General features: G+C 63.0%; 24 protein-coding genes. 9 read left to right on the forward strand and 15 right to left on the reverse strand.

Annotated features, from left to right (window positions below):
* Positions 1-8 precede the first annotated feature (8 nt).
* The 5 genes from ACREXZ_RS23875 to ACREXZ_RS23895 all read right to left on the reverse strand — a co-directional run bounded on the left by ACREXZ_RS23875 (position 9) and on the right by ACREXZ_RS23895 (position 4005).
* On the reverse strand, positions 9-1031 hold the full coding sequence (locus tag ACREXZ_RS23875; RefSeq protein WP_431766585.1) for an AraC family transcriptional regulator: 1023 nt from the start codon (positions 1029-1031) through the stop codon (positions 9-11).
* A 61-nt stretch (positions 1032-1092) separates the two neighbouring features.
* Positions 1093-1905 (reverse strand): enoyl-CoA hydratase/isomerase family protein, encoded by an 813-nt coding sequence (locus ACREXZ_RS23880; RefSeq protein ID WP_431766586.1) that lies wholly within the window; start codon positions 1903-1905, stop codon positions 1093-1095.
* 55 nt (positions 1906-1960) lie between these two features.
* Entirely contained in the window at positions 1961-2377 is a 417-nt protein-coding gene (locus tag ACREXZ_RS23885) for an acyl-CoA thioesterase (RefSeq protein ID WP_431766587.1), read from the reverse strand.
* On the reverse strand, positions 2374-3363 hold the full coding sequence (locus ACREXZ_RS23890) for a DMT family transporter (protein WP_431766588.1): 990 nt from the start codon (positions 3361-3363) through the stop codon (positions 2374-2376). Before ACREXZ_RS23890 ends, ACREXZ_RS23885 begins: the two co-directional genes overlap by 4 nt.
* 141 nt (positions 3364-3504) lie before the next feature.
* A complete protein-coding gene (locus ACREXZ_RS23895) occupies positions 3505-4005 on the reverse strand; it encodes a PaaI family thioesterase (protein WP_431766589.1) in 501 nt (166 codons plus the stop codon).
* A gap of 558 nt (positions 4006-4563) precedes the next feature.
* On the opposite strand from ACREXZ_RS23895, the gene ACREXZ_RS23900 reads away from it, so the two are divergent.
* Positions 4564-4746: a hypothetical protein gene (locus ACREXZ_RS23900; RefSeq protein ID WP_431766590.1), complete on the forward strand. Its 183-nt coding sequence runs from the start codon at positions 4564-4566 to the stop codon at positions 4744-4746.
* Between the two features lie 213 nt (positions 4747-4959).
* Here the strand turns inward: ACREXZ_RS23900 and cysK are convergent, their stop codons facing one another.
* Positions 4960-5880 (reverse strand): cysteine synthase A, encoded by a 921-nt coding sequence (cysK, locus tag ACREXZ_RS23905; RefSeq protein WP_431766591.1) that lies wholly within the window; start codon positions 5878-5880, stop codon positions 4960-4962.
* Between the two features lie 464 nt (positions 5881-6344).
* Here cysK and aldA point away from each other — a divergent pair, with 464 nt between their 5' ends.
* From aldA to ACREXZ_RS23925, 4 genes are all read left to right on the forward strand, one after another.
* Positions 6345-7766: an aldehyde dehydrogenase gene (aldA, locus tag ACREXZ_RS23910; RefSeq protein WP_431766592.1), complete on the forward strand. Its 1422-nt coding sequence runs from the start codon at positions 6345-6347 to the stop codon at positions 7764-7766.
* A gap of 130 nt (positions 7767-7896) precedes the next feature.
* Positions 7897-9165, forward strand: coding sequence for an MFS transporter (locus ACREXZ_RS23915; protein WP_431766593.1), 1269 nt, complete (start codon positions 7897-7899; stop codon positions 9163-9165).
* Between the two features lie 14 nt (positions 9166-9179).
* On the forward strand, positions 9180-10397 hold the full coding sequence (locus ACREXZ_RS23920) for a mandelate racemase/muconate lactonizing enzyme family protein (RefSeq protein WP_431766594.1): 1218 nt from the start codon (positions 9180-9182) through the stop codon (positions 10395-10397).
* A 16-nt stretch (positions 10398-10413) separates the two neighbouring features.
* Positions 10414-12078, forward strand: a complete 1665-nt coding sequence (locus ACREXZ_RS23925) for a GMC family oxidoreductase (protein WP_431766595.1) — start codon at positions 10414-10416, stop codon at positions 12076-12078.
* 49 nt (positions 12079-12127) lie between these two features.
* Here ACREXZ_RS23925 and ACREXZ_RS23930 read toward each other — a convergent pair whose 3' ends face one another.
* The gene (locus tag ACREXZ_RS23930; RefSeq protein ID WP_431766596.1) at positions 12128-13090 is read right to left on the reverse strand and encodes a cupin domain-containing protein; all 963 of its coding nucleotides are present in this window, start codon (positions 13088-13090) and stop codon (positions 12128-12130) included.
* A gap of 131 nt (positions 13091-13221) precedes the next feature.
* On the opposite strand from ACREXZ_RS23930, the gene ACREXZ_RS23935 reads away from it, so the two are divergent.
* Complete coding sequence (locus ACREXZ_RS23935; protein ID WP_431766597.1) at positions 13222-14622, forward strand: mercuric reductase; 1401 nt, start codon at positions 13222-13224, stop codon at positions 14620-14622.
* A 58-nt stretch (positions 14623-14680) separates the two neighbouring features.
* Here ACREXZ_RS23935 and ACREXZ_RS23940 read toward each other — a convergent pair whose 3' ends face one another.
* From ACREXZ_RS23940 to ACREXZ_RS23955, 4 genes are all read right to left on the reverse strand, one after another.
* Entirely contained in the window at positions 14681-15574 is an 894-nt protein-coding gene (locus ACREXZ_RS23940; protein WP_431766611.1) for a LysR substrate-binding domain-containing protein, read from the reverse strand.
* 114 nt (positions 15575-15688) lie between these two features.
* Entirely contained in the window at positions 15689-16510 is an 822-nt protein-coding gene (locus ACREXZ_RS23945) for a quaternary amine ABC transporter ATP-binding protein (protein WP_431766598.1), read from the reverse strand.
* A gap of 49 nt (positions 16511-16559) precedes the next feature.
* On the reverse strand, positions 16560-17543 hold the full coding sequence (locus tag ACREXZ_RS23950) for an ABC transporter permease (RefSeq protein WP_431766599.1): 984 nt from the start codon (positions 17541-17543) through the stop codon (positions 16560-16562).
* Positions 17544-17602: 59 nt separating this feature from the next.
* Positions 17603-18658 (reverse strand): ABC transporter substrate-binding protein, encoded by a 1056-nt coding sequence (locus tag ACREXZ_RS23955; protein ID WP_431766600.1) that lies wholly within the window; start codon positions 18656-18658, stop codon positions 17603-17605.
* A gap of 373 nt (positions 18659-19031) precedes the next feature.
* Between ACREXZ_RS23955 and fae the strand changes: the two genes are divergently transcribed.
* The 3 genes from fae to ACREXZ_RS23970 are packed head-to-tail and all read left to right on the forward strand — an operon-like array spanning position 19032 to position 22061.
* Complete coding sequence (gene fae / locus ACREXZ_RS23960; protein WP_431766601.1) at positions 19032-19553, forward strand: formaldehyde-activating enzyme; 522 nt, start codon at positions 19032-19034, stop codon at positions 19551-19553.
* A 37-nt stretch (positions 19554-19590) separates the two neighbouring features.
* Positions 19591-20610: an aldo/keto reductase gene (locus tag ACREXZ_RS23965; protein ID WP_431766602.1), complete on the forward strand. Its 1020-nt coding sequence runs from the start codon at positions 19591-19593 to the stop codon at positions 20608-20610.
* Entirely contained in the window at positions 20607-22061 is a 1455-nt protein-coding gene (locus tag ACREXZ_RS23970; protein WP_431766603.1) for an NAD-dependent succinate-semialdehyde dehydrogenase, read from the forward strand. Before ACREXZ_RS23965 ends, ACREXZ_RS23970 begins: the two co-directional genes overlap by 4 nt.
* On the opposite strand, the gene ACREXZ_RS23975 is transcribed toward ACREXZ_RS23970, so the two are convergent.
* From ACREXZ_RS23975 to ACREXZ_RS23990, 4 genes are all read right to left on the reverse strand, one after another.
* On the reverse strand, positions 22058-22984 hold the full coding sequence (locus ACREXZ_RS23975; RefSeq protein ID WP_431766604.1) for a LysR substrate-binding domain-containing protein: 927 nt from the start codon (positions 22982-22984) through the stop codon (positions 22058-22060). The genes ACREXZ_RS23970 and ACREXZ_RS23975 overlap by 4 nt on opposite strands.
* Positions 22985-23075: 91 nt before the next feature.
* Positions 23076-24215: a porin gene (locus ACREXZ_RS23980; RefSeq protein WP_431766605.1), complete on the reverse strand. Its 1140-nt coding sequence runs from the start codon at positions 24213-24215 to the stop codon at positions 23076-23078.
* Between the two features lie 56 nt (positions 24216-24271).
* The gene (locus tag ACREXZ_RS23985; RefSeq protein ID WP_431766606.1) at positions 24272-25312 is read right to left on the reverse strand and encodes an ABC transporter substrate-binding protein; all 1041 of its coding nucleotides are present in this window, start codon (positions 25310-25312) and stop codon (positions 24272-24274) included.
* A gap of 79 nt (positions 25313-25391) precedes the next feature.
* The gene (locus ACREXZ_RS23990; protein WP_431766607.1) at positions 25392-26522 is read right to left on the reverse strand and encodes a mandelate racemase/muconate lactonizing enzyme family protein; all 1131 of its coding nucleotides are present in this window, start codon (positions 26520-26522) and stop codon (positions 25392-25394) included.
* Positions 26523-26923: the final 401 nt, after the last annotated feature.

Raw genomic sequence — 26923 nt, forward strand, 5'->3', positions numbered from 1 at the left:
TTTATCCTCTACGTCCGAAATCCGCTTCGGCTGTTCTGACGGAACTCTCCGGGTGCGAGTCCCGTCCATTTCCTGAACGCCCGATGAAACGCACTTGTCTCGGTGAAGCCAACACAACAAGCCACTTCGGCAACACTGAGAGAGCCCGTCTCAAGCAGATGCATCGCCATATCTCGACGCAATTCGTCCTTGACTGCCTGATAGGGGCGACCCTCGTTTTCGAGCCGTCGCCGAAGAGTCGCCGGGGAAACGCCGAGTTGCGCGGTGAGATCATCGAAGCGTGGCCACGCCGCGGGTGCGCTCTTCGATATGAGTCTCCGCACCACTGCGGAAGCCGACCGGTTGTCCTTGTATTTGAGCAGAAAGCTGGTGGGCGCATCCTGCAGGAAGAGCTTCAATGCAGACGGTGTCTGCTTCACTGGAAGCTGCATGAGCGATGCATCGTACGCAAGCGCGGTAACGTCGGCATCGAACGTCAGGTGAGGACCAAACAGCGTTAGATACTCATTGAATTCCGGTGGTACAGGCGCCTGAAAACTCGTGCGCAAAATGGGAAGCCGGCGTTTCGTGAGCCACGACCCGAGTCCGTGAATAATCAGCGGATACGTGCCGCTCGAAAACAGTCGCGGCGTTGCGCTTCGGTCCTCGAGCCGGATCTCGTCGTGTTCATCCGTGAGCTCGAAGGTGGCCCGGAAATCGTCAAGCACCATGTTGAGAAAGCGTACGGTCCTGGACAGTACGTGTGCGAGTGCCGTCGACGTGATGACGGCATCGCAAAGCAGCGCGTAGCTCCCACAGCGCATCCCATGGGAATCCAGACCCAGAAACTCATCGTCGAGCTCTTCTGCGATCAGTTTCCATAGCGAACCGTACATCTGCGGCGTTACTCTCGCGCCGGGCGTCACCAGCAACGCAGGAGCGGTGCCTGCCTTGCGCAGAAGGACGTTTGTATCGACGGCCCTTTTCGACGCAGCTACAAGTGCTTCCCTGACGAAAGTGGCGTGAATCGTGCCGCGTTCCTGCGAACTCATAGGTGCTGTCTAATTTGCTCGGGTCTGTCGATGGGTAGCTCTGGAGCGATCCATCGAAATTCTACTGCTGGCTGTCCGTGCTGTCCGCAGGATCGCGTGCCCACGACGGCTTACGCTTTTCCAGGAACGCGGATAGTCCCTCGCGTGCCTCGGAACGACCGCGCAGGTCGGCGATGAGCGCCGCTATTTCTGACAGAAGCGATTCGTCGATCGGCTTACCGGCGACATCACTCGTCGTGAGTTTCGCAATCGCTCGTGCACGTGGTGCCGCAGATGTTAGCTGCCGCAACACCCGGTTGATATGTTCGTCCAGTTCTTCCGGAGTCGCGACCTCGTGTACGAGGCCAAGTCGCCTGGCTTCCTGCGCATCGAAGATTTCCGCGGTCTGAAAATAGCGCCGCGCCATACGCTGGCCGATTACCCGCTGCACAAACGGAGAGATCATGCCGGGGACAATGCCGAGCCGGACCTCGGACAGGCAGAACGTTGCATTCGACGACGCGATCGCAATGTCGCAGGCCGCAACCAGCCCTACGCCCCCGCCATAGATGGGTCCTTGAACGCGTGCAATCGTTGTCTGAGGCATCTCGTCGAGCGCTTTCAACATGCGCCCGAGGCGCATCAGGTCATCGATATTTTCCTGCATGTCGTACGTTGCACCTTCCCGCATCCAGTTGATGTCCGCGCCGGCGCAAAGACTTTTCCCTTCACCGCATAGCACGACAGTGGAAATCGATTTGTCCGAAGAGAGAGACCTGAACGTGGTGTGCAGACCTTCGATCAGCGCTTCGTTCAGAGCGTTGTTCACTTGCGGGCGCTGAAGGGTGACAAAAGCGACATCCCGATTTCGGGTCACGTTGACTACAGCTGTCATGTCTGATTCTCTTGAACGAATACGTTGAACTGGATTGCATGCGATGGCATACACGTCAGGAGGCGAGGTGTTGCTCCGCTAGTTGACGGACCGTCGCAGGCCATGGCGCTGATTTCCGTGCCACGCGCTCCATATGTACAGCGAGCATCTCGCAGATTGCTGTGGTCTCGCCCGTTTCACCGTTACGCATATCGTGCGAAAAGCGCACCGTCTTTTCTCGAATCTCGATCAGCCGGCTTTCTATGAGGACCATGTCCCCTGCAATCATCTCCCGTTTGTAGGAGATGTTCTGCTGCAACGCCGCCAGTACATGACCCGACTCACGGACGTAGCTCGGAGTCAAGCCGAGCTGGGCAAGGAAATTCCAGTTTGCTTCGTCGAACTTCCCGACATACCACATGATATTCATGTGGCCGACGTGGTCGCACTGCCATGGATAGACTATGCCGCGATACATCACTTCGCTGTTCATTGATTTGTCTCCCCAATATTGGTGGGTATCGTTGGAACAACAGTCACACTGTTGCGTGCGCTCGCTTTGTGCCGGACTGTTCGATTGACCAGCCAGAGTGAAAGCCCGATCAAGCCGCCTCCCACGGCCTGCTGTAAAGACAGCGAGGAGTCGAGTACAAGGAATGACAAAATCACCGTAAACAGCGGCGTGAGAAAGAGGAAAGAACTTGCCCGGGTGGCACCGCCTCGATGAAGGGCGATGAACCAGAGGCCAAATGAGCCCGTGGATGCGGGAATGGCCAGCCAGAAAAACCAGCCCCATTGACTGGGTGTCGCGTGATCCGGCCAGTGTTCACCGTGAGCATAGGCGAGGGCAAGCAATGCCATCGATCCCACCAGCATCTGCCAGAAATTCATTGTCCATGGCTTAAGCGGTAGCCGTGCCCGCTTGTTGATGATGGTTGCAATTGCCCAGCACAGGGACGAGGCGAGACCCAGTAACTCGCCGATCATTACGTTGCCACCCGATAGCAGCTCCGGCCCGACGCCGATTGCGAAACACACGCCGATAAGTCCGAGTAACAGTCCTGCCGCTCGACTCGCGGACAGCGCCTCACCAAGAAAGATCTTGCCTAGCATCGCAACCCAGATTGGGTTAGTGAACAGAAGAATCGCCGCGGTCGATGCGGGAATCGAGCTCATCGCGAGAAAGGTTAGCCCCATGACTCCGGTGGTCTGCAACAGGCCGATCAGCACCGTCAAGCACGCGACGCGCAAACCGGATGATCGCGGCACGAGCGCACGGGCACCTCCATCGAGAAAGGCAAGCGGCAGCGTCGCGAGCGCCGCAACGAGAAAACGCCAACCAACGAGAATGAACGGCGTAAAGCCTGCATGCAGCAACACCTTGCCGACAACAAAGCTTGATCCCATCAGGAAAGTGGACGCGGTAAGCGCGACGACGAAGGTCGCATCGCCGCTACTCGTACCGTTACGTTTTTGCATTAATCGATGCCTCCAGAAGGCTCATGTGTCAAAGCGAGTACCGAAAGCGATAGGTCCGGCATCGCGTTGAAAGATTCACATGACAGCTGTCTGTGATCGCTGTTCGTGAGTGACTGATTCGAGTGCACGGACTTCGGCGCGTTATCGGTGCGCGCTCGGGTCGACCGGGAAGATGAGGCAGGTTTCGGTGCCGTGAGCTAGCAATCGGCCGTTTTCATCGGTAAGCCAACCCTCCGTTGTCGAGATTCTGCCTCCGCGGTGGATCAGCTTGGCCTCGCAACGCACGAGCCCGGTCGACGGCATCACTGGCCGTACGTAGCCGATTTTCATTTCGATCGTTGTGTGCCCCTCACCGACCTTTAGCGTTGTCTGGGTGGCATGCGCCATTGCGGAATCAAGGATGGTTGCCGTCCAGCCGCCATGCACCACGCCAATCGGATTGAGATAACGCTCTGACGGCTTCCCGGCAAAGACAACCCGGCCTTCCTCTACCTCTACGATGTCAAAGCCCATCGTGTCGGCATAAGGCGAATGAGGATGGCGACCTTCCATCATGCCGCGCACAAAGGACAGGCCATCCTCGCCGAACAGGACTTCACGCGAGACTACGCCGACCGTGCGTTCGAAATGCTCCAGAGTCATGGAAAACTGCCTCTTGTGTTTTGTGACTGTTGCCCAGAGATTGCAGCTTGCGCGGTCTGGGCCAGAAGACGACATTCCTGCGGTGTGGACACCATGATCGCTCCGACCGTGTCGCCGAGCCATGTCAATATCAATCGGTTTGCATGAGTGAACTTGCCACATGTGTTAGCCACGAGGACAAACCGGGGGGGCGATCATCGATGTGCAGACGACCATATTTCCAGATACCTGACGTGCGGACCAGCGACAGTCCCGTGCACAGCGTCCCGTACTGTATGGATGCTTCAAGGGGTATGGTTGCTCGCGGCCTGGTTTTGCGGCCGCTGGCGAACGTCGATAACCGCGGCCGAGGTTCTGCCTGGCGAAAGAACGACGTGTACTTTCCAGCGCCCCGGTACAGTTTCCTCGAAGCACACTGCACTGTTGCTGGCGCGGAGGAATGCTCCGGGCGCAAGATGGACTAGACGCTGACAGGCCGCCCGATTTCTGTGCTGCCTGGAGGAGTTTCCGGATGGGCTCCGATCAACGGCTCACCATGCATCTGCTAACGGAGCTTCGATGTACACGTGTTCACTGCTACGCACCACGACGATTTCGGAACCAGCCGAACGCTCGATCAACTCCTTTCGCTGGCATGCGCTGCTTGCGATACTGCCCGCCATGGCAGGTTTCGTCACCTGTCGAGGATTGCGCGATCTGCTCGACGCGATCCCCGACAGCAACGATGACTTCATGCTTTAGCGCATGCGCAGATGGACTGTTGTAGACGGCAGGATCCCGCGCTAGATGGCGATACGCGCATGTAGACCAGCAGGACCTGGTCGCGATGATTAGCCACCGCAGCATTGATGCCCAATTGCATCGGGCTGCTCGAAACCAGCGCCACGTCAGTCAGACGACTTAACCTCGGAGTAACCAGGGCGAGCCGGCTAACTGTCAGCGTTGGCGCTACCTTCACTTCTGATCGAACAGCCCGGAACTGGCATAGCGATCACCAGTGTCAGGCAGGATCACAAGAACGGTTTTTCCCGCCATGTGAGGGCGTTCAAGCAATGACAAGGAGGCGTGAATGGCTGCGCCAGCTGACACGCCAGCACATATGCCCTCGCGTTTTGCGAGTCGACGAGCGGCGGAAAAGGCATCTTCGTTCGACACGGCAATAACTTCATCAACGAGTTCCCGTTCAAACAGCGGGGGAACAAAACCGACTCCAATTCCAGGTATCCGGTGTTGCCCTGCCTTCCCTCCGGAAAGAACGGCAGAGTCTTCCGGCTCAACTGCTACAACCCGAATGTGGGGACGCCGTTCCTTCAATGCACTCGCTATGCCAATGAGCGTGCCACCGGTCCCAACAGCAGCCACCAGGACGTCAATGTCTCCCTCGGTATCGGCCCAGATTTCTTCAGCCGTCGTACGTCGATGTACACCGGTGTTCGATGGATTGTTGAACTGATCGAGAAGAATCGCTCCCGGAATCTCTTCCTGTAGCTGCCTGGCCAACCGCACAGCGTCGGCCACCAGTATGCCCGGCGTGTGACGGACGTCTGCGCCGAAATGCCTGAGCAGCGCCGTACGCTCCTCAGACATTGCCTCTGGCATGACGACAATAAGGTGGTAACCCTTTACCGCTGCAGCGACGGCGAGCCCGATGCCGGTATTACCCGCAGTCGCTTCGATCAACGTTGCTCCCGGGGCGATCCGTCCACTTGCCTCGGCATCCTCAATTAGTGCGAGGCCGACGCGATCCTTCACGCTCCCTCCCGGATTACGCATTTCAAGCTTTGCGAGAAGCCTGCCGGGTAGACCGTTGGTCAATCGGGTCATTTTCACCAACGGCGTATGGCCGATTGTCTGCGTGACATCTTCGAAAATCATGACGTAGCTCCGTTAAATAGTGTCTCGAGAGTCGGGTATGCATGGCTCTCATCTATTGTCGCGATTAACGATACTTGCACCAGTAACAGTAGAGTACGATTTGTGAAAACTGTATCGTTACAAACTATGGTACGGACACGCGGAGACGCGATTGAACACGCTTTCAGGCGCTCATTTCTCCCGGTAGACCAGATCACGCCGGTCGCTTTGGGATGGCTACGGTTGTCTGCTTGTCTACGCGCGCTAGTCGGTCGCCGATGCGATAGTTGTGCCGCACCGTCGTCCGCGGGGGTGCGTGGTACCGACGCTATCCGGTCAGTCGGAGCATGCGTTTTCCGCATGCTCCGCCCGACATTTAATCGTTTGTGCGGCCCCCACCGCCGAACAATACTGCCGCAATCCCCGCGGCATCGCGCCGCAAGCCTGTCCCGGCGGGCACCGTTCGACGAATCGGCAGCGAGACCATGCGTTCAGATCGTAATTTCATCGACGGGCAGTTCGTGCCGTCCGGCGGCGAGCAAATCGCCGTCCACAACCCCGCCACTGAAGAAGTCATCGCGCACGTCAGCGCCACGAGCCGCGCCGACGTCGAGCGCGCCGTGACCGTCGCCGCCGCCGCACAGCGGTCATGGCGCAAGCTGCCGGCCGCCGAACGGGCCGTGCATCTGAATCGCTTTGCCGATGCGATCGTCGAGCGCGCGGTGCAGATCGGCGTCGCGCTTGCGGCCGAGTCCGGCAAGAGCGTCGCCGACGCGAGCGCCGAAGCGCGCTACGCGGCCGAGATCCTGCGCTATCACGCGCAGTGGGCACGGCGCATCGAAGGCGAAATTATTCCGAGCGACAGCCCGAACGAAAACCTGTTTCTGATGCGCGAGCCGATCGGCGTCGTCGCGTGCCTGATTCCGTTCAACTTCCCGATCTATACGTTGCTGCGCAAGATCGCGCCCGCGCTGATCGCGGGCAACACGGTGGTCGTGCGGCCGAGCAACAACACGCCGTGCTCGGCGTTCGAAATCGCGCTCGCCGCGCAGCAGGCGGCGCTGCCCGCCGGCGTGCTGAACGTGCTTGCGATGGATCACGCCGCCGCCGCCGTGCTGTGCACGCAGCCCGCGGTCGGCATGATCACGTTGACGGGCAGCGTCGGTGCGGGCCGCAAGGTGCTCGACTACTGCAAGGAAAACATCGCGAAGCCGTCGCTCGAACTCGGCGGCAAGACGCCCGCGATCATCGAGGCGGACGCGGACCTCGAAGCTGCGGCCGATGCGATCGTCCGCTCGAAGACGACGCATTGCGGCCAGTTGTGCACAGCGATCGAACGCGTCTACGTGCAGCGCGACGTGCACGATCGCTTCGTCGCGTTGCTGAAGGAACGGATGGCCGCGGTGCGCATCGGCGACCGCGCGCTCGACGAAACACGTATGGGTCCGCTAGTCAATGCGGCGGCGCGCGAGTCGGTACACCGGATGGTGCAGCGCGCGGTCGAAGAAGGCGCGACGATCGAGACCGGTGGCGTGCTGCCCGACGGCCCCGGCTTTTTCTATCCGGCGACGTTGTTGAGCAACTGCCAGCAGCAGATGGAGATCGTGCAGGAAGAAATCTTCGGGCCGGTGCTGCCGGTGCTCGCGTACGACTCGATCGACGACGCGCTGCGGATGGCGAACGATCATCAGTTCGGTCTGTCGTCCGTGCTCTATACGGAGAACTACCGCACCGCGATGCGCGTCGCGAACGAGATCGAGGCCGGCGAGCTGTACGTGAACCGCACGCCCGCCGATCCGTATCAAGGTTTTCATGCGGGCTGGAAACGTTCAGGCCTCGGCGGTGATGATGGCAAGCACGGCATGCTTGAATTCACGCAGACGCGTCTTGTCGTGATGCCGTTCTGACGCGCGAGCGCTTGCCGCTTGCATAAGCTTGCACAAAATAACATCGACGGCCTCGAGCGCGATTGCGCGGAGCGCCCCGTCAAGGAGACAGACGTTGCAGGAATCCCTCTCGAACGAAGGCGTGGCGCGCATGGCTGACATAGCCACACCCGCCTCCCATCGCTACGCGCAGTTGCTGCTGCTCGTGCTGGCCGCCGGCGCGATCTATCCGATCCTCTATTTGCGTCAGGTCTATCAGACGACGATGCTCGACGTCTTCGGCATCGACAACGCGCAACTCGGCTATCTGTACTCGGTGCTCGGCATCGTGTTCTTCATCAGCTATCTGCCGAGCGGCTGGCTCGCGGACCGGGTCGCGCCGCGTCTGTTGATCTGCTTCTCGCTCGTCGCGACCGGTGCGCTCGGGCTGTGGTATTCGACCGCGCCGTCGTTTCATGTGCTGCTCGCGATCTTCTGCGGCTGGGGCATCACGACGGGGCTCACGTTCTGGGCGTCGGTGCTCAAGCGCGTACGGATGATCGCGGGGCCGAACGAACAGGGCCGCTTCTTCGGTCTGCTGGATGGCGGACGCGGCCTCGTCGAGGCGCTGCTCGCGACACTCGCACTCGCGCTGTTCGCATCGGCGGCGGCATCGGGGAGCACACCCGCGGTCGGGCTGCGCAACGTGATCTATCTGTACTCGTTCACCTGCATCGGGCTCGGTGCCGTGATGAGCTTCTTCCGCGATCCCGCCGCGCCCGCCGGCACGAACGAGACCGCACGACAGAGCCGCGGCCAGTTGTGGCGCGACCTTGTGTTCCTCGCATCGATTCCGCAGTTGTGGCTCGTCGCGGCGGTGGTGTTCTGCGGCTATCAGATCTTCTGGGCGACCTACAGCTTCTCCGCGTACCTGCAGCAGGGCGACCTGCACCTGAGCGTCGTCGCGGCCGGCGTCGTCACGACCGCGAAGCTGTGGATGCGCCCGCTCGGCGGCATCGGCGGCGGCTATCTCGGCGACCGCTTCTCGAACGTGCGCGTGCTGATCGTCGCGATGTTCGCTGCGGTGCTCGGACTCGTCGCACTGATTGTGCTGCCCGCCGCGCGCAGCGTCGGGCTGCTCGCGGTTGTCGTGCTGTTCGTCGGCGCGATGACCTATGCGATCCGCGGGCTCTACTGGACGCTGCTCGACTACTGCGCGTTGCCGATGCGCATCACCGGCCTCGCGATCGGCCTCGTGTCGCTGATCGGCTATTCGTCGGACATCTTCCTGCCGCTCGTGAACGGCTACGTCACGCAGCATTTCGCGGGACTGATGGGCTACCAGATCTATTTCGCCTACGTGGCGTCGGTCGGCGCGCTGGGCGGCGTCGCCGCGCTCGCGCTGGCACGCATGAACCACTCGACTCCGTTGAATCACTAAAACTGGCATAGGACATGAAAGTCGTTTCTCTTCAGACGCACGTCGTCGCCGTTCCGCCGCCGCATCTCGGCGGCATGTACTGGATTTTTGTCACACTGCAGACGGACTGCGGCATCGAAGGCGTCGGCGAAGTCTACGCCGCGACGTTTCACCCCGACGTGATGGTGCCGGCGATCGAAGATGCATTCGAACGCTATCTGCTCGACCGCGATCCGCACCACGTCGAACGCCTGTGGCGCGAAGCGTATTCGAGCGGCTTCACGCAGCGCCCGGACCTGACGATGATGGGCATCGTCAGCGGCCTCGAGATGGCGTGCTGGGACATCGTCGGCAAGGCGTGCAACAAGCCGGTGTACGAACTTCTGGGCGGTGTCGTGAACGAACGGCTGCGCTCGTACACGTATCTGTATCCGAAGAACAGTGCGGGCGAGTACGACTACGACGATGCCGATCTCGCTGCCGAATGCGCGGCGCAGAACGCGAAACTCGGCTTCACCGCGGTGAAGTTCGATCCGGCGGGGCCGTACACCGCGTATTCGGGACATCAGCTGTCGCTCGAGGTGCTCGACCGCTGCGAGCTTTTCTGCCGTCGCGTGCGCGAAGCGGTCGGCTCGCGTTGCGACCTGCTGTTCGGCACGCATGGACAGATGGTGCCGTCGTCGGCGATCCGGCTCGCGAAGCGGCTCGAGAAATTCGATCCGCTGTGGTTCGAAGAGCCGGTGCCGCCCGGCCAGGAGCAGGCAATGGCGCAGGTCGCCGCACACACCAGCATTCCGATTGCGGCCGGCGAGCGGCTCACCACCAAGTACGAATTCTTCAAGCTGCTCGATTCGCGCGCGGCATCGATCCTGCAGATGAACGTCGGTCGCGTGGGCGGGCTGCTCGAAGCGAAGAAGATCGCGAGTCTCGCCGAGGTCTACTACGCGCAGATCGCGCCGCATCTGTACAACGGACCAGTCGGCGCGGCCGCGAGCATCCAGCTCGCGGTGTGCACGCCGAACTTCCTGATCCAGGAAAGCATTGGCACGTGGGATGGTTTCCACGCGCAGATTCTCAAGCAGCCGATCCAGTGGGAAGACGGCTACATCATTCCGTCGAAGGCACCGGGTCTCGGCGTCGAACTCGACATGGACGTCGTGCGCGCGCATTCGCCGTACACCGGCAAGCGCCTGCACCTGCAGATGCAGGCGCAGCCGGCCGACGTCAAGGACACATCGCCGGCACGAGGCTAGGCGCAAGGGGATGCAAATGAACTACGACTACGTGATCGTCGGCGCGGGTTCCGCCGGCTGCATTCTCGCCGAGCGGCTGTCCGCGTCGGGACGCCATTCGGTGCTGCTGCTCGAGGCGGGTGGCCCGGACGATTCGTTCTGGTTCAAGATTCCGGTCGGCTTCGCGAAGCTGTACTACCACAAGACCTGGAACTGGATGTACTACAGCGAGCCCGAGCCCGAACTCGCGGACCGCTCGATCTACTGTCCGCGCGGCAAGGTTCAAGGCGGTTCGGGGGCGATCAACGCGATGATCTACGTGCGCGGTGCCGCGCGCGATTTCGACGACTGGGCCGCCGCTGGCAACCCCGGCTGGTCGTATCGCGACGTGCTGCCGTATTTCCGCAAGCTCGAATCGCATCCGCTCGGCGATACCGAGTATCACGGTGCCGACGGTCCGGTGCGCATCACGCCGATGAAGGACGGTGCGCATCCGATCTGCCGCAGCTTCATCGAAGGCTGCGAACAGCTCGGCTATGCGCGCAACGACGACTTCAACGGCGCGCAACTCGAAGGCGCCGGCATCTACGACGTGAATACGCGCAACGGACGCCGCGATTCGAGCAGCGTCGCGTACCTGCATCGCGCGGGCTACCGCGACAACCTGACGATCGAGCACCACGCGCACGCGACCCGCGTGCTGTTCGACCGCCGCCGCGCGATCGGCGTCGAGGTCGTGCAACGCGGCGTGAAGCGGATTTTTCATGCGGCGCACGAGGTGATCGTCGCGGCGGGCGCAGTCGATTCGCCGAAGCTGCTGCAACTGTCGGGCGTCGGTCCGCGCGCGCTGCTCGCGCGGCACGGCATCGACGTCGTGCACGATCTGCCGGCGGTCGGGCAGAACCTGCAGGACCATCTGTGCGTGAGCTTCTACTACCGCGCGCGCATCCGTACGCTGAACGACGAGTTCGGCAGCTGGACCGGCAAGCTGAAGCTCGGGCTGCAATACCTGCTGCGGCGTACGGGACCGTTCGCGATGAGCGTGAACCAGTCGGGCGGCTTCTTTCGCACCGACCCCGCCGTGGCGCAGCCGAACATGCAGATCTACTTCAATCCGCTGTCGTACCGGATTCCGAAGTCGAGCCGCGCGTCGCTGACACCCGAGCCGTACTCCGGTTTTCTGGTCGCGTTCAATCCATGCCGGCCGACGAGCCGCGGCTCGATCGAGATCGCGTCGAACCGCGTCGACGATGCGCCGCTGATTCGCGGCAACTACCTGTCGACGCAGAAGGATCGCGACGAAGTCGTGCAGGGCAGCCGGCTCGTGCGCGAGCTGATGCAGGCGCAGGCGCTGAAGAACGTCACGGTGGAAGAGGTGACGCCGGCCGCGGACGTCGTCGACGACGCGGACATGCTGCGTTATTTCCGCGAGCAGAGCGGTTCGATCTATCACCTGTGCGGCACCTGCGCGATGGGCCCGGACCCGCGCACGGCTGTCGTCGATGCGCGGTTGCGGGTGCATGGCACCGACGGACTACGGGTTGTCGATGCGTCGATCTTTCCGAACATCACGTCCGGCAATACGAACGCGGCGGCGATGATGGTCGCGGAGAAGGGCGCGGCGATGATACTCGAGGATGCGGGTCAGTCGGAGGCGGTGCATCCGGCGACGGCTCAACGCGTGACGGCCGTTTCGTCCTGAGGAGCGGTTTCCGGCAGTGACCCATGTTTCATGGTCCATGCCCAGCTTTCTACCCCTGCTGCAGATTCCCGCCCGACGCGCGCCAGCGCGCCGGCGACACGCCGATATGACGCTTGAACACGCGTTGAAACGCGGCCATCGATTGATAGCCCACGGACTCGCCGATCCCGGCGACCGGCTTTTCGGAGTCCAGCAGCATGCGGCCCGCGATCGTCATGCGAACCTCGGTCAGCACATCGGCAGCGGAGCGGCCGATGGCCTCCTGAAACTGCCGGATGAAAGTCGCGCGGGACATATGGCAGAGCGCCGATAACTGATCCAGCGTCCAGGGCTCACCCGGCGTCTCGAACATCGCGGCGATGGCAGGTTGCAAACGAGGTCGCCTCGACAGTGCGAGCAAACCATGCGGCGGTTGCGCGCCTTCGGTTGCGAAGCGCAACGTCAGCGCGAACAACGCCGCCGACAGATGATTGACGAACATCTCGCTACCCGGGCCCGGGTCGTTCGCTTCCTCATGCATCAATTCGATCAGTCGTTTCAGGCGGGTGCGGGCAACCGACCGTGCCGGGGCCTCGACGTCTGTGCCTCGCTCGGGCAACGCGCTATGCACGACCAGGCGGCCTGGCAGATGGTCGCGCAATAGCCGATCCGGGACCGCACCGAGCAGAAATCGCCCACATAGAAAATCCGCTTTCTCGCCCGTTCCTTCGTTCTCGTAGACGATCAACGACGCCTTCGGACGACTGGTTTCCGGCCCCGCCGTTTCGCCACTACCGTCGTGAATGAAGTGCGCGTTACCTAGCGGAAACAGGATGATGTCGCCCGCGCTCAACGGTTCGGGCGGCCCGTTGACGTCTTCGAGAACGGCATGCCCGGACAGCAGAACGTGATACGGAATTTCTCGCACGCCGGACACAGCCTGATCGATTTTCCACGGCGCACCGAACAGGCAGCGCAGTTCGAGCCGCCCCGTGACGGGTATCAGCGACAGTAGTCGGCTTAGCAGATCCATGTTGGTTGGTGGCTCACGGGCTTATCGTCGGTTGATACTTTTGAGCATAATACTGACAATTTATAGCATCGTAAATATCAAAACCGGGACTTACAGTGGAGCCTCCTAACCACCCCTGATTGGAGCAGCTCATGTCCCACGTTGAACATTTCGATACCGTGATCCTTGGCAGCGGCCAGGGCGGCAAACTTCTCGCGTGGCACCTCGGCCGATCAGGCCAGCGTGTGGCGGTCGTGGAACGGCAGTGGGTCGGGGGCTCGTGCCCGGCGGTTGCCTGTCTGCCCAGCAAGAACGAAATCTGGAGCGCACGGGTGGCGCACGTGACGCGTCATGCGGCTGACTTCGGCGCGGTCACGGGTCCGGTCACCGTCGATATGGAAAAGGTCCGTGCGCGGAAGCGCGACATGGTCGAGCGCGAGGTGACGGCTCACCTCGATGCGTATGCGGCGAGCGGCGCCGAGCTGATCATGGGCAGTGGCAAATTCGTCGGACCGAAGACGATCGAAATCGAACTCAACGACGGCGGAAAGCGGACGGTGAGCGGCGAGCAGGTGGTGGTCAACGTCGGAACGCATGCGGCCATTCCCGATGTCCCTGGCTTGCGCGACGCCGAGCCGCTGACGCACATCGGATCGCTGGAGCTGGGCTACGTGCCGGCTCATCTGGTCGTGCTGGGCGGCGGGTACATCGGTATCGAAATGGCACAGACGTATCGCCGCTTCGGCAGCCGCGTGACGATCGTCGAACGCGGCGAACGATTGATGGCGCGTGAAGACCACGACGTCGCCGACGAGATGCTGCGCGTTCTGCGCGAGGAAGATATCGACGTCGTGCTGGGTGCGGAAATTCTGAAGGTCGAAGGCCGGTCCGGATCGGGCGTCCATGTCGTGCTGCGCACGGAGGCGGGCGAAAAGACGATCGACGGCAGCGACCTTCTCGTCGCGGTCGGGCGCGTTCCGAATACGGCGGGCATCGGTCTCGAAGCGGCCGGCATCGAGTTGAATGAACGCGGTTATATTCGCGTGAACGAGCGGCTGCAAACAGTCGCGCCGGGTGTCTGGGCGATCGGCGAAGCGGCGGGCTCTCCGCAGTTCACGCACGTATCGGTCGACGACTTCCGGATCGTGCGCGACAACATGGCCGGTGGAGATCGCAAGACGAGCGACCGGCTGATTCCGTACACGATGTTCACCGAACCGCCGTTAGCGCACGTGGGGTTGAGCGAACGCGAGGCGCAGCAGAAGGGCGTCGCGGTGCGCGTCGCGAAGCTGCCGATGACGAACGTGCTGCGCACCCTCGCGACCGACGAGACGCAGGGCTTCATGAAGGTACTCGTCGGTGCGGACGATGACCGCATTCTGGGTTTCACGATGATCGGCGCCGAAGCGGGCGAAGTGTTGGCCGCGATGCAGACGGCGATACTCGCGGGGCTGCCGTATCAGAAGCTGCGCGATGCGGTGATTTCGCATCTGACGTATGCGGAGGGGTTGGGGCCGTTGTTGTCGAAGGTGCCGGCTCGGGTTGGAGCTTGAGCGTCGCAACCAGGATAGGTCCCTGAGAAAGGCGGGGACCTATCCGGTCGACCACCCACTACCCCTCATCCCCCATCTCCTCCATCAACCACCGCCGGAACTGCTGCAACGCCTTGAAGTTTTTCTGCTCAGGCCGCACGACGAACCAGTACGACTGCCGCCCGTCGACATGCACGTCGAGCACCTGCACGAGCTCCCGGCTAGCAAGTTCGCGGCTGATCATGTGACGATCGGCGATCGTCACGCCGAGTCCTTCGACAGCCGCGCGGATCGCGTGATCAAGCAGATCGAACTCGTAGCCACCCGCCATATCGACGCCTTCGATGCGCGCCGCGTCGAGCCAGTGCCGCCAGGTCAGATAGCGCTGATTGTCGCCGGACAGCACGTGCAGCAGCGTGTGGCGCGTGAGGTCGACCGCACCGCCCTTAGCGGTGTCCCCTTCGACGAGCGCCGGCGAACACACGGCTACATGCTGTTCGTGCATCAGCAGCGAGCTTTCGAGTCCTTCCCATTCCCCGTCGCCGAAACGGATCGCGCAGTCGAGCGCGGTCGAATCGGCGAGGCTGTCCTGTAGTCGCGTAGTCAGACTCAGTTCAAGCGACGGATGGCGTTCGCGCAGCCGGCCGAGCCGCGGCACGAGCCAGCGGCTCGCGAAGGTCGGCGGCACGTTCACGCGCAGCCGGTTCAGATCGCTCTTCTGCTGGATCGCGCGAACGGTCAGTTCGATGCGGTCGAACGACTGCTGCAGCGTGTGCAGCAGCGAGCGACCCGCGGCCGTGAGTTCGAGCCTGTGATGATGGCGTTCGAGCAACGCTTCGCCGAGCTGCTCCTCGAGTTGCCGCACCTGGCGGCTCACCGCGCTTTGCGTGACGTTCAGCTGTTCGGCGGCGCGCGTGAAGCTGCCGCTCGTGCCGGCCGCCTCGAAGGCTTTCAGCGCGTTCAGGGCCGGCATCTTTCGCTTCACGGTCGCCTCCTCGCGGCAGCGCCGCGACAGCGCGGCACCAGGTGAAAACGCGAGAGTATACCGGCCGGAACGCCCATGCACGCGCCATACGCGCCGTCGCGCTCAGTGCGTGTCGGCGCGCCGTTCGACGAAGCGGCGTACGTAGTCGTCCGCGGGACGCTGCAGGATGTCGTCGGGCGTGCCGCACTGCACGAGCGCACCATCGCGCAGGATCGCGATCTGGTTGCCGATCCGCAGTGCTTCGTCGAGGTCGTGCGTGATGAAGACGATCGTCTTGTTCAGCATCGCCTGCAGGTTGAGCAGTTGATCCTGCATCTCGGCGCGGATCAGCGGGTCCAGCGCGGAGAACGCTTCGTCCATCAGGATCACGTCGGTGTCGGCCGCGAGCGCACGCGCGAGTCCCACGCGCTGCCGCATGCCGCCCGATAGTTCATCAGGATAGTGATTCGCGTAGCCGCGCAAACCGACCTTCTCGAGCCAGCTGTGTGCCTGTTCCTGCGCCTTCGCCTTCTTCTCGCCGCGCGTGACGAGTGCGTACGCCGCGTTGTCGAGCACGGTCTGGTGCGGCAGCAGGCCGAAGCTCTGGAACACCATGCTGACGCCGAAGCGGCGCAGTTGGCGCAACCCGCCCGCGTCGAGCTTCAGCACGTCGCGACCGTCGATCAGGATTTCGCCGACGGTCGGCTCGATCAGCCGGTTGAAGTGACGCACGAGCGTCGACTTGCCCGATCCCGACAGGCCCATGATCACGAAGATCTGTCCGGAGCCGATCGACAGGCTGACGTCGTTCAGCCCGACGTTGCAGCGCGTGCGTTCGAGCACGTCGGCCTTGCTCGCGCCGCCCTTCAGCAGTTCGAGCGCTTCGCGGCCGGCGTGCGGCGGTCCGAACAGCTTGTACACGTGTTTGACTTCGATGCCGCTCATGACGGGTTCCTCTTTGCTGTGACGTTTGACGGCGCGCGGGGTTCGCAATTCACTTCGCGCCTTGCTTGGCGAGTTCGGGGTTGGCTGTGGCGCTGTCCTTGCTGCTATCGACAGTGGAGTCCACGGCCGCGGCACGCGCGCGGCGGAACGGAATCCGCGACGGCTGTGCGTAGCGACTCTTCAGGCGCCGCGTGCGGCGGTCCTGGCCGTAGCCCTGGCTGATCCGGTCGATCACGATCGCGAGAATCACGATCGCGATGCCGGCCTGCGTGCCCTTGCCGACGTCGAGCGTCTGGATGCCCGCGAGCACGTCTTCGCCGAGCCCGCGTGAGCCGATCATCGATGCGATCACGACCATCGACAGCGCCATCATCGTCGTCTGGTTGATGCCGGCCATGATGCTCGGCCGCGCGAGCGGCAGCTGCACGTTGAACAGCAGCTGCATGCGCGTGGTCCCGAACGCGCGCGCCGCTTCGACGATCTCGCCGTCCACGTGACGGATGCCGAGATCGGTCAGGCGGATCAGCGGCGGCAGCGCGTAGATCACGGTCGCGAAGATCGCCGGCACCTTGCCGAGACCGAACAGCATCAGCACCGGAATCAGGTACACGAAGCTCGGCAGCGTCTGCATGATGTCGAGGATCGGCAGCAGCACGCGACGCAGACCTGCGCTGCCCGCCGCGAGGATGCCGAGCGGCACGCCGAGCGCAACCGACACGACCGTCGCGACGAGCATCAGCGCGAAGGTCTGCATCAGCTTGTCCCACAGACCGAAGCAGCCGATCAGATAAAGCAGCGCCATGAACAGCACCGCGACGCCGATGCGCCGCGACGCATGCCACGCGAGCAGCCCGACCGCGGCGAGCACGACCCACGGCGGCATCGCGCGCAGCAGGCCTTCGAGCGGCACCAGTACGTGGCGCAGCATCAGCACGCTGAAGTTGTGGAACGCGTCGCCGTAGCGCTGCACGAACGCGTTGACCCAGTCGTTGACCCAGTCTGCGATCGACAGGCGAAGAAAAAGCGGATGCATGTTGAGCCTCTTTCTGTTGCGATGATGCGGGCGCTATGGCCGGATGGCGTGACCTCGGGTCACGTGCGCAGCGCGGCCTGCACGCGTGCCGCGACGGCCGGATCGACCCACTGCTTCCAGATTTCCGGATGCTGCTCGAAGAACGTTTTCGCGACCGTCGATGCATCGAGCTTGCGCTCATGCATCTGCGCGACCAGTTGTTCGTCGAGCGCGAGCGGTATGCTGACCTTGCCGAAGAACGCGACCGCGTCGGGCTCGGCGTCGAAGAACGGCGTCGAGACGGCGACCATCAGATGCGACACCTTGAACGCGGAAGCACACGGCGTGCCGCCATTCGCATCGGCGATCGTCTTCCAGCATGCATCGGAATACGGTGCGCCGTCGAGTCGGATGAAGCGATATTTCGCCATCAGCCCGGCCGGCTGCCAGTAGTAGAACAGGATCGGCTTGCCGCGCTCGTACGCGGATGCGATCGCCGCATCGAGACCCGCGCCGGTGCCTGGATGAAAGTTGGTGTAGGCGTCGCCGAGTTTGTACGCATCGAACAGCCGGGTGTTGAAGCGTTCGCAGTCCCAGCCGCTCGGGCAGTTGTAGAAGCGGCCGCGGTCGGGTTCTTCATCGTCGGTGAAGAGGGATTTGTATTGCGCCAGTTGCGTGATCGAACGCAGTTGCGGCGCGAGCGGCTTGATGCCGCGCTTCGGGTCGCCGTTGATCACATAGTCGGGCACGTACCAGCCTTCGCGATCGCCGCCCGGGATCAGTTCGCCGACCAGCTTCACGCTGCCTTGCTGCAGTGCACGCGCGACGATCGGGCTACGGCCCGTCCAGTGTTCGGCCCAGATTTGCAGGTCGCCGCGTGCGAGCGCGGTTTCGGTCGCGGCGGTCGCACCAGTCACGAGTTCGGTCTTGCAGCCGTAGCCTTTCTCGAGCACCGTACGGACCATTTCGGTCATCAGCGCGCCGCTTTCCCACGTGATCTGCGCGAACTTGACGGTCTTGCCGGCGCCGCACCAGCCCGGCGCGGCATGGCTGCCGGTTGCCGCGACTGCACAGGCCAGCGCGACGAGCGTGCGGGTGCCCGTTGCGCGGATGCTCGCGAACGTCAGACGTCCCATTGAATGTCTCCTCCTGTAAGCGGCGTGCGGCGGCCGGTGGTCCGGCTTCGCCGCGGCGGGTTGCCGCGTTGTCTCGTGTTGTGCGCTGCGGCGGTTCGTTTCGTCGACTCCGCCTGCGCCTCGTTGCGTTCTATTTGCTTGCGCGGCCTAGTGTACCGATGCCGTCTCAGGTAGCGAAAGGCACAAATAATCATCGACGCATTACCTGATCTCATGCCGTCGCACCGATCTGTACGATCGGCCCGCGGGAATGAAAACGCATCATGCCCCCATGAGTTTTCATAGCTTTTGACCGCGCAAACGCCATGCTTCAATGCGACGCGATATCCGCTGCGGCGTATGCCGCTCGAACAACATGGAGACGGAGCAGGAGATGAAAGCGATGGAAGTCTATATCGGCGAAGGTTTCGCGGGCCCCGGCGTCAACGCCGCGCATATCAACATCATGATCGGACCGCGCAGCGGCCCGGTCGGTCAGGCATTCACGAACAGTCTGTCGTCGCCGTCGCAGGGACACGTGCCGTTCATGGTCATTGCTCAACCGAATCTGCCTGTGAAGCCCGCGACGCTGTACGTGAACAAGGCCGACATCCGCGGCGACCTGCATGGCAACGCAACGTGGGGCGCATCGCAGGCCGCAATCGCGAGGGCGGTTACCGAGGCGATGCTCGACGGCACGCTGCCGCCCGAAGCCGAGAACGAATGGTGCATCGTCACCGCGAACTGGGTGAACTGGGCATGCGACGACCTCGACGCGGTCTACGAAAACAACTACACCGCATGCCGCACGGCGATCCATGCCGCGATGAACGGCCTGCCGTCGCTCGACAAGCTCGCTGCGGTGCGCGATGCGATCAGCAATCCGTTCTACACGCCGAAGGCCAAGGCCGCTTAACGCGCTGCGTCGCGGTCAACCGAATCAGGGGAACACGATGGAATACGTGCAACTGGGCCGCTCGGGGCTCAAGGTGTCGCGGCTGTGCCTCGGCACGATGAACATGGGAACGCCCGACTGGAAGCCGTGGATTTTCAACGAGCAGCAGAGCGAGCCGATCGTGGCCCGCGCGCTCGAAGCCGGCGTGAACTTCATCGACCTCGCCGATTTCTATTCGACGGGCGTCGGCGAAGAAGTGGTGGGGCGCATCGTGAAGCGTCTCGCGAAGCGCGACGAACTCGTGCTGACGACGAAGGTCGGCTATCCGATCGGTAGCGGCCCGAACAACCAGGGCCATTCGCGCAAGCACGTGATGGAGGCGATCGACGGTTCGCTGCGCCGCCTGCAGACCGACTACGTCGACGTCTACATGCTGCACTACTTCGACGTGAACACGCCGGTCGAAGAAACGATGGATGCGCTGAACGACATCGTGCGTGCAGGCAAGGCGCGCTATATCGGTGTGTCGACGATGTACACGTGGCAGTTCGCGAAGATCCTGCAGGTCTGCGAGCGTTATGGCTTCGCGCGGCCGATCAACATGCAGCTGCAGCTAAACTGCGCGTATCGCGAGGAAGAGCGCGAGATGCTGCCGTTCTGTATCGATCAGGGGATTGGCGTATCGGTGTTCAGTCCGCTTGCGCGTGGCCTGCTGTCGGGCGATCCGAAGTCGGTGCGCAACCAGACCGATTTCTTTACCGTGCAGATGTACGACGATATGGCGTCGCGCGACATCGCGCGTTCGGTCGCGGACGTCGCGCATGCGCGCGGCGTGTCGTGTGCGCAGATCGCACAGGCCTGGGTGCTCGGCAAGAAGGGCATCACGTCGATGCTGGTCGGCGCGGATTCGGTCGAGCAGTTCGACGGTGCGCTGGCCGCGCTCGACACGCATCTCACCGCCGACGAACTGTACGAACTCGAACGTAACTACACGCCGTGCGACGTGATCAACGACTACGTCGCCACGCGGATTCCGCGTGTCGCGCGCGCATCCCGCAAGCTGGAGATCGCAGCATGATCGACGGTCTGCGTAATCCGCAACTGTGGCGTACCGCGAGCTTCATCGACGGTGCATGGCGCGATGCTGACGAGGCCTATGCGGTCGTCGATCCGGCGAATGGCGACGTGCTTGCGCAGGTCGCGCGAGCCGGCGCCGACGACACGCGACACGCGATCGACGCCGCCACGCGCGCGTTCGTCGCGTGGCGCGCGTGTACCGCGGCCGAGCGCGGCGCGAAGGTGCGTCGCTGGGGCGAACTGATGCTCGAACATCAGCGCGATCTCGCGCTGATCATGACGCGCGAGCAGGGCAAGCCGCTCGCCGAGGCGATGGGCGAGGTCGGTTACGCGGCGAGCTTTCTGACGTGGTTCGCGGAAGAGGCGCGGCGCGTCTACGGCGACGTGATTCCCGCGCCGAAGCCGGGCGCGCGGATCATCGTCACGAAAGAGCCGGTCGGTGTGGTCGGCGCGATCACGCCGTGGAATTTCCCGCTCGCGATGGTCACGCGCAAGGCCGGTCCCGCGCTTGCGGCCGGCTGCACGATGGTGCTGAAGCCGTCGGAAGAAACGCCGCTGTCTGCCCTTGCACTGGCCGCGCTCGCGGCCGAGGCGGGCATCCCGGCGGGCGTGTTCAACGTCGTGTCCGGCGATGCGCCCGCGATCGGTGGTGCGCTGATGGAATCACGCAACGTGCGCAAGATTTCGTTCACAGGCTCGACGCGCACCGGCAAGCTGTTGATGCGCCAGGCCGCTGACACGGTAAAGAAAGTCTCGCTCGAACTCGGCGGCAACGCGCCGTTCATCGTGTTCGACGACGCGGATCTCGATGCCGCTGTCGAAGGCGCGATGGCATCGAAGTTTCGCAATACCGGGCAGACCTGTGTGTGCGTGAACCGCTTCTTCGTGCAGGCTTCAGTGCACGATGCGTTCGTCGACAAACTGGTCGCCGCGGTCGGGCGACTGCGGGTGTCGAACGGTCTCGAGAGCGGCGCGACCCAGGGGCCATTGATTAACCGTGCGGCGCTCGCGAAGGTCGAAGATCACGTCGCCGATGCGCGCGAGCATGGCGGCAAGGTCGTATGCGGCGGACGCGGACACGCGCTCGGCGGCACGTTTTACGAGCCGACCGTGATCGTCGATGCGAACCCGCAGATGAAGCTCGCGAACGAAGAGACGTTCGGCCCCGTCGCGGCGGTGTTCCGCTTCGATACCGAAGACGAAGCGATTCGTCTTGCGAACGACACTGAGTTCGGACTGTCCGCGTACTTCTACGCGCGCGACATCGGCCGCGTGTGGCGCGTGGCCGGCGCACTCGAAAGCGGGATGGTCGGCATCAACGAGGGCATCGTGTCAACCGAGGTCGCGCCGTTTGGCGGCGTGAAGGAATCGGGACTCGGCCGCGAAGGTTCGAAGTACGGGATCGACGAGTATGTCGAAACGAAGTACCTGATGATGGGCGGCCTCGGCTAGCTTACGGTACGGCCGATGTGCTGATCGACGTGGTTGTCGATCAGCCATCGGCTGAAGTGCTGCACCCGCGCGGTGTCGAGCACTTCGGGCCGAACGTCGAGCCAGTAGCCGTACGGCCCATCCACTTCGATCGGACTCAACTGGATCAGGCTGCCGCTCGCGAGTTCCTGCTCGATCATGTGCCGGTCCGCAACCGCGATCCCGAGGCCGGCGACGGCCGCGTGGATCACCTGATCGAGCGTGCTGAATTCCAGTTCGCCACGCGGTGCGAGGTCTTCGCCGAGCGCCGCTTTTTCGAGCCATGCTTCCCACACCAGCAGACGCCGGTCGATGTCGAGAATGTACAGCCACGGATGATGGACGAGCACGTCGCGCAATGCGGCGGGATCGTCGGGTGCTTGCGCGAATTCGCGCGCCGCGCCGACCAGCACGTGCCGTTCGCGCATCAGCAGCGTGCTTTGTCCACCGGGTAGCGGCTCGAGGCCGAAACGGATCTGGCAGTCCTCGTTGCGCTCGGCGCCGTGCAGTGCGCCATATTCATTCGTCACCGAGATGTGCAGCTCCGGAAACCGCTGCTGGAAATCGCGCAGCCGCGGCGTGAGCCAGCGCGTCGCGAGCGTTGGCGCGGCGTTCACGCTCAGCAGATTGTTCGACGGGTCGTTGCGGATCGTATCGAGCGTGTGCGCGATGCTGTCGAACGCGGACTGCAAGGTAGGCAGTAGCCGCTTGCCGGCGGGCGTGATCTCGAGCCGGTGATGATGGCGCATGAAGAGCGGGGTGCCGAGATATTCCTCGAGCAGGCGGATCTGCCGGCTGATCGCCCCTTGCGTAACGTGCAGCGTCTGTGCGGCTTTCGTGAAACTCAGGGTGCGGCTCGCTTCTTCGAACGAGCGCAGGGCCGACAGGGACGGAAGGCGGCGCATGACTACTGTCCTTTCAATACGGCGTCGCGCACGCAGCGCGACGCTTCCTGCAACAGCTTAAACACTAAACGACAACCGCGCGACAACAGCGTCAAAACGAATGCGTGATCCCGACCCGCGTGACCACCTGGGTTTTCGAGCTCGACGGATTGAATCCCGCGATCTGCGCATTTTGCGCCGCACCGGCCGCGCGCTGGTACGAACCCATCGCATAGATCGACGTGCGCTTCGACAGCGAGTATTGCGCGATCGCGTTGACCTGATGGTACTTCGGCTGGGCATCGGTCGCGTGGTCGAGGCCGGTCGTGAACGTGTAGCCCGCGCCGAGCGCCAGCGACGGCGTCGCCTGATAAGTCGCCGACACTTCGTAGTTCTGGAAGTGCAGGTCGTGCGTGCCGCTCTGCGCGGCGAAGTTCACGTTCGAATAGTCCGCCAGCAGCTTGAGGCTGCCGAGCGTGTACGACGCGCCCGCCGACAGCACGCCCTGATAGCGCGCGTTCGCGAGCGCGTTACCGTACACCGCGTTGACGAAGCTGCCGCCGCTGCCGTAGCCGGCCACCGCGGTGATCGGGTTCGTCACGCGCAGGTAGCCGACGCCCGCGCTGAACGCGTCGAACGTGTACTGCGCGGCCGCGCTGTACGACGAATTGGTCGAGAACGCGCCGGCCGTGCCGCCGAGCGAATAGTGGCCTTCGAATACGAAGCCCGCGATCGTCGGGCTCACGTACTTCACCGCGTTGTTCACGGGGAAGCCGTTGTCCAGGTTGTCCATGTCGTTCGGGTGGGAGAAGTACCAGCCGCCGTACTGACCGTTCAGCGAGAACGGCTCGACCAGATCGACGGACGCGTCCCACTGCTTGCCGAACGTGAGCTGACCGTACTTGTCCGACTTGACGCCGACATACGCGTTGCGCGAGAACGCAAGGCCGCCGCCGAGTCCACCGGTCGCCGCATTGAAGCCGCTTTCGAGCCGGAAGATCGCGTGATAGCCGTTGCCCAGATCTTCGGCGCCCTTGAGGCCCCAGCGGCTGCCCGCCGGTACGCCGCTCTGCATCTGCACGAGCCGGCCGCCGCTGCCGGGCACGAGCTGCCCGTTGCTGCCGCCTTCGACGTTGTTCGCGTAGTCGATCCCCAGATCGATGATGCCGTACAGCGTGACGCTGCTTTGTGCGTGCACGCTGCCCGCCGCGATGACGAGCGGCAACGCCGCGACCAGAGTCTTTTTCTTCACTGCTTTCTCCTGAACGAAGGGCCGCGACATGCGGCCCGGATCTCCGATTACCTGGGTCAGGCGCCGAGCGCTTTTTGTACTTTTGCTGCGACGTCGGCGGGTACCCACGGCTTCCACATCTCCGGATGCTGCTTCAGGAACTGCGTCGCTTCGGTCTGCGCATCGACCTTGTGCGACGTCATGTCGAGAATCGTGCTGTCCAGAAAATCAATCGAAAAACTGACCTTCGAGAAGAACGCCATCACGTCGGGCTCGGCCTGGTAGAACGGCGTCGACACGCCGATCTTCAGATGCGACACCAGGTACGACGACGCGCACGGCTGCGTGGCGTTCGGATCGCGCAACGTCTTCCAGCATGCGTCGCTGAACGGCGGCATCTTCAACTGGACAAACTTGTATTTCGCCATCAGCGCGGCCGGTTCCCAGTAGTACGTGAGGATCGGCTTGCCGCGCTCGTACGCCGACGAGATCGCCGCGTCGAGGGCCGCGCCGGTGCCGGGACGGAAGTTCGTGTAGCTATCGTCGAGCTTCAGCAGTTTCAGCAGACGCGAGTTCACGCGTTCGCAGTCCCAGCCGGACGGGCAGTTCAGGAAGCGGCCCTTATCGGGTTCCTCGTCGTCGACGAAGAGCGTCTTGTACTTCGGCAGATCGCTCACCGACGCGAGCCCCGGTGCCGACGGCTTGATGCCGCGCTTCGGGTCGCCGTGAATCACGTAGTCGGGCACGTACCAGCCTTCCTTCGTGCCGCCCGGCAGCGTGTCGCCAACGAGCTTCACCGTGCCGTTCTTCACTGCACCAGCGATGATTTCGGAGCGGCCCGTCCACTGCTCGGCCCAGATCTGCAGGTCGTTGCGCGACAGCGCCGTTTCGGTCGCGGCCGTGCTGCCGGGGATCGTGTCGGTGTCGCAGCCGTAGCCGTTCTTCAGCACGAAGCGCAGCACCTCGCTCGTGAAGTTGCCGCTTTCCCACGTGATGCCCGCGAAGCGTACCGGTTTGCCCTGGCTGCACCAGGTGCCGGCTGCGTGCGCGGGCAGCGCTGCAGCTGCGAGCGGCATTGCGACGAGTGCCGCCCGGATGAGATGAGAGATGCCACGCATGATGTGTCTCCTTCCGTGATTTATGTGGTGTGTGTCGTGCTGCGTTTCTGCCGCAGCGGCGTGCGTTTCGATAAGCCGGTCAGTCGTAGCGGCTGCCCGTGGCGAGCGTCGCCGCGAGCACGTCTTCGTCGAGTTCGATACCGAGGCCTGGCGCGTCGCCGAGATCGATCCATCCGGCGGCGTCGACATCGATCGGCTGCGTCAGCGGAAAATCACGTCGCGCCGCGGTCCATTCAGGCGGGTCGTACGGATACTCGACGAACGGCGCATTCGACGCGCCCGCTGCCACATGCAGGTTCGCGACGAGCCCGATGCCGTTGCCCCACGTGTGCGGCGTGAAAGTCTTGCCATGCGCTTCGACGTCGGCGGCGAGCCGGCGACTGCCTTCGAGGCCGAGCGTGCAGACCACGTCCGGTTGGTACACGTCGAGACAGTCCTGATCGAGCAGTGCCTGGAATTCGTGGCGGTCGCGCGTCAGCTCGCCGCCCGCGATGCGGATGCCGGTCTGCGTGCGCAATTGCCGGTGGCCGGCATAGTCGCCGCGATGCAGCGGCTCCTCGACCCAATAGACGTCGTACTTTTCCAGTTCGCGGATCACCGCGAGCGCATCGTCGGCCTGCCATGCGGGCTGCGTGTCCCACGGCATGCGCCAGCCCTGATTGCAGTCGACCATGATTTCGACCGCATTGCCGACCGTCGCACGAACCGCCGCGAGCACCGCGAGATCGTCGGCGAGACGGGGCCGGCCGAAGCGCAGCTTCAGCGCGGGGAAGCCGCGCGCGGCGACGTGTTCGGCCCAGCGAGCGGCATCTGCCGGCGAACGATGCACGCCCGACGACGCGTATGCCTGCACCTTCTGCGCGCGGCCACCCGCGATGCGCCAGCAGGCCTCGCCGCGGATCTTGCCGGCGAGGTCCCACAGCGCTGCGTCGAGCGGCCACAGGCGGCCTGCATGGAAGCTGAGGTTGTCGAGTACTGCGGAATGACGCGCGAGGTCGAGCGGATCGGTGCCGATGAAAAGATGCCGGTAGTCGTCGAAGCCGTACATCGCGTCGCCGGAACCGATGCCGATGCGGCCTTCGCTGTCTGCGACGCGCACGATCGTCGCGGGAAAGCGGCGGCGCGGCTGGCTGTCCCACGACGCTGGAAAAGGCGGATCGAGTTCGAGCCGGTGATGGGTGATCGCGATGCGTTCGATGCGATTTTTCATGGTTGTTCCGCGTTCGGTAGGGCTGGTTTCGTAATGAAATGCACCCGCCGACGGCGGTTTTGTCTCAAGCCGGTATAGGCGTCAGAGGATGCTAGGGGTCCAATTACACCGGCTCAATAGAGTCAATCGAAGTAAATGAATGCCTTCAATTCGGGGGATTGGGCACCCATAATGCGCATATCAATCGCGCGATTGCCCGCGATGCAGCAAACGAGCAGGAAAGAGCTAGCAAGCAGCTTGCATGGGATCGGAGTAAGCGCTAAAGCGCTAACTCCGATCGACAGCAACTATCTTGAGACGAGCAATGTCACGCGTCATGGAAGTCCGACTGCCAGGGAGTGTTGGAGCGAACCATTGCGTTAAGCGTGATGAGCAGTTTGCGCATGCAGGCGACAAGGGCG

It is taken from the genome of Paraburkholderia sp. (assembly GCF_050742655.1).
GTDB lineage: Bacteria > Pseudomonadota > Gammaproteobacteria > Burkholderiales > Burkholderiaceae > Paraburkholderia.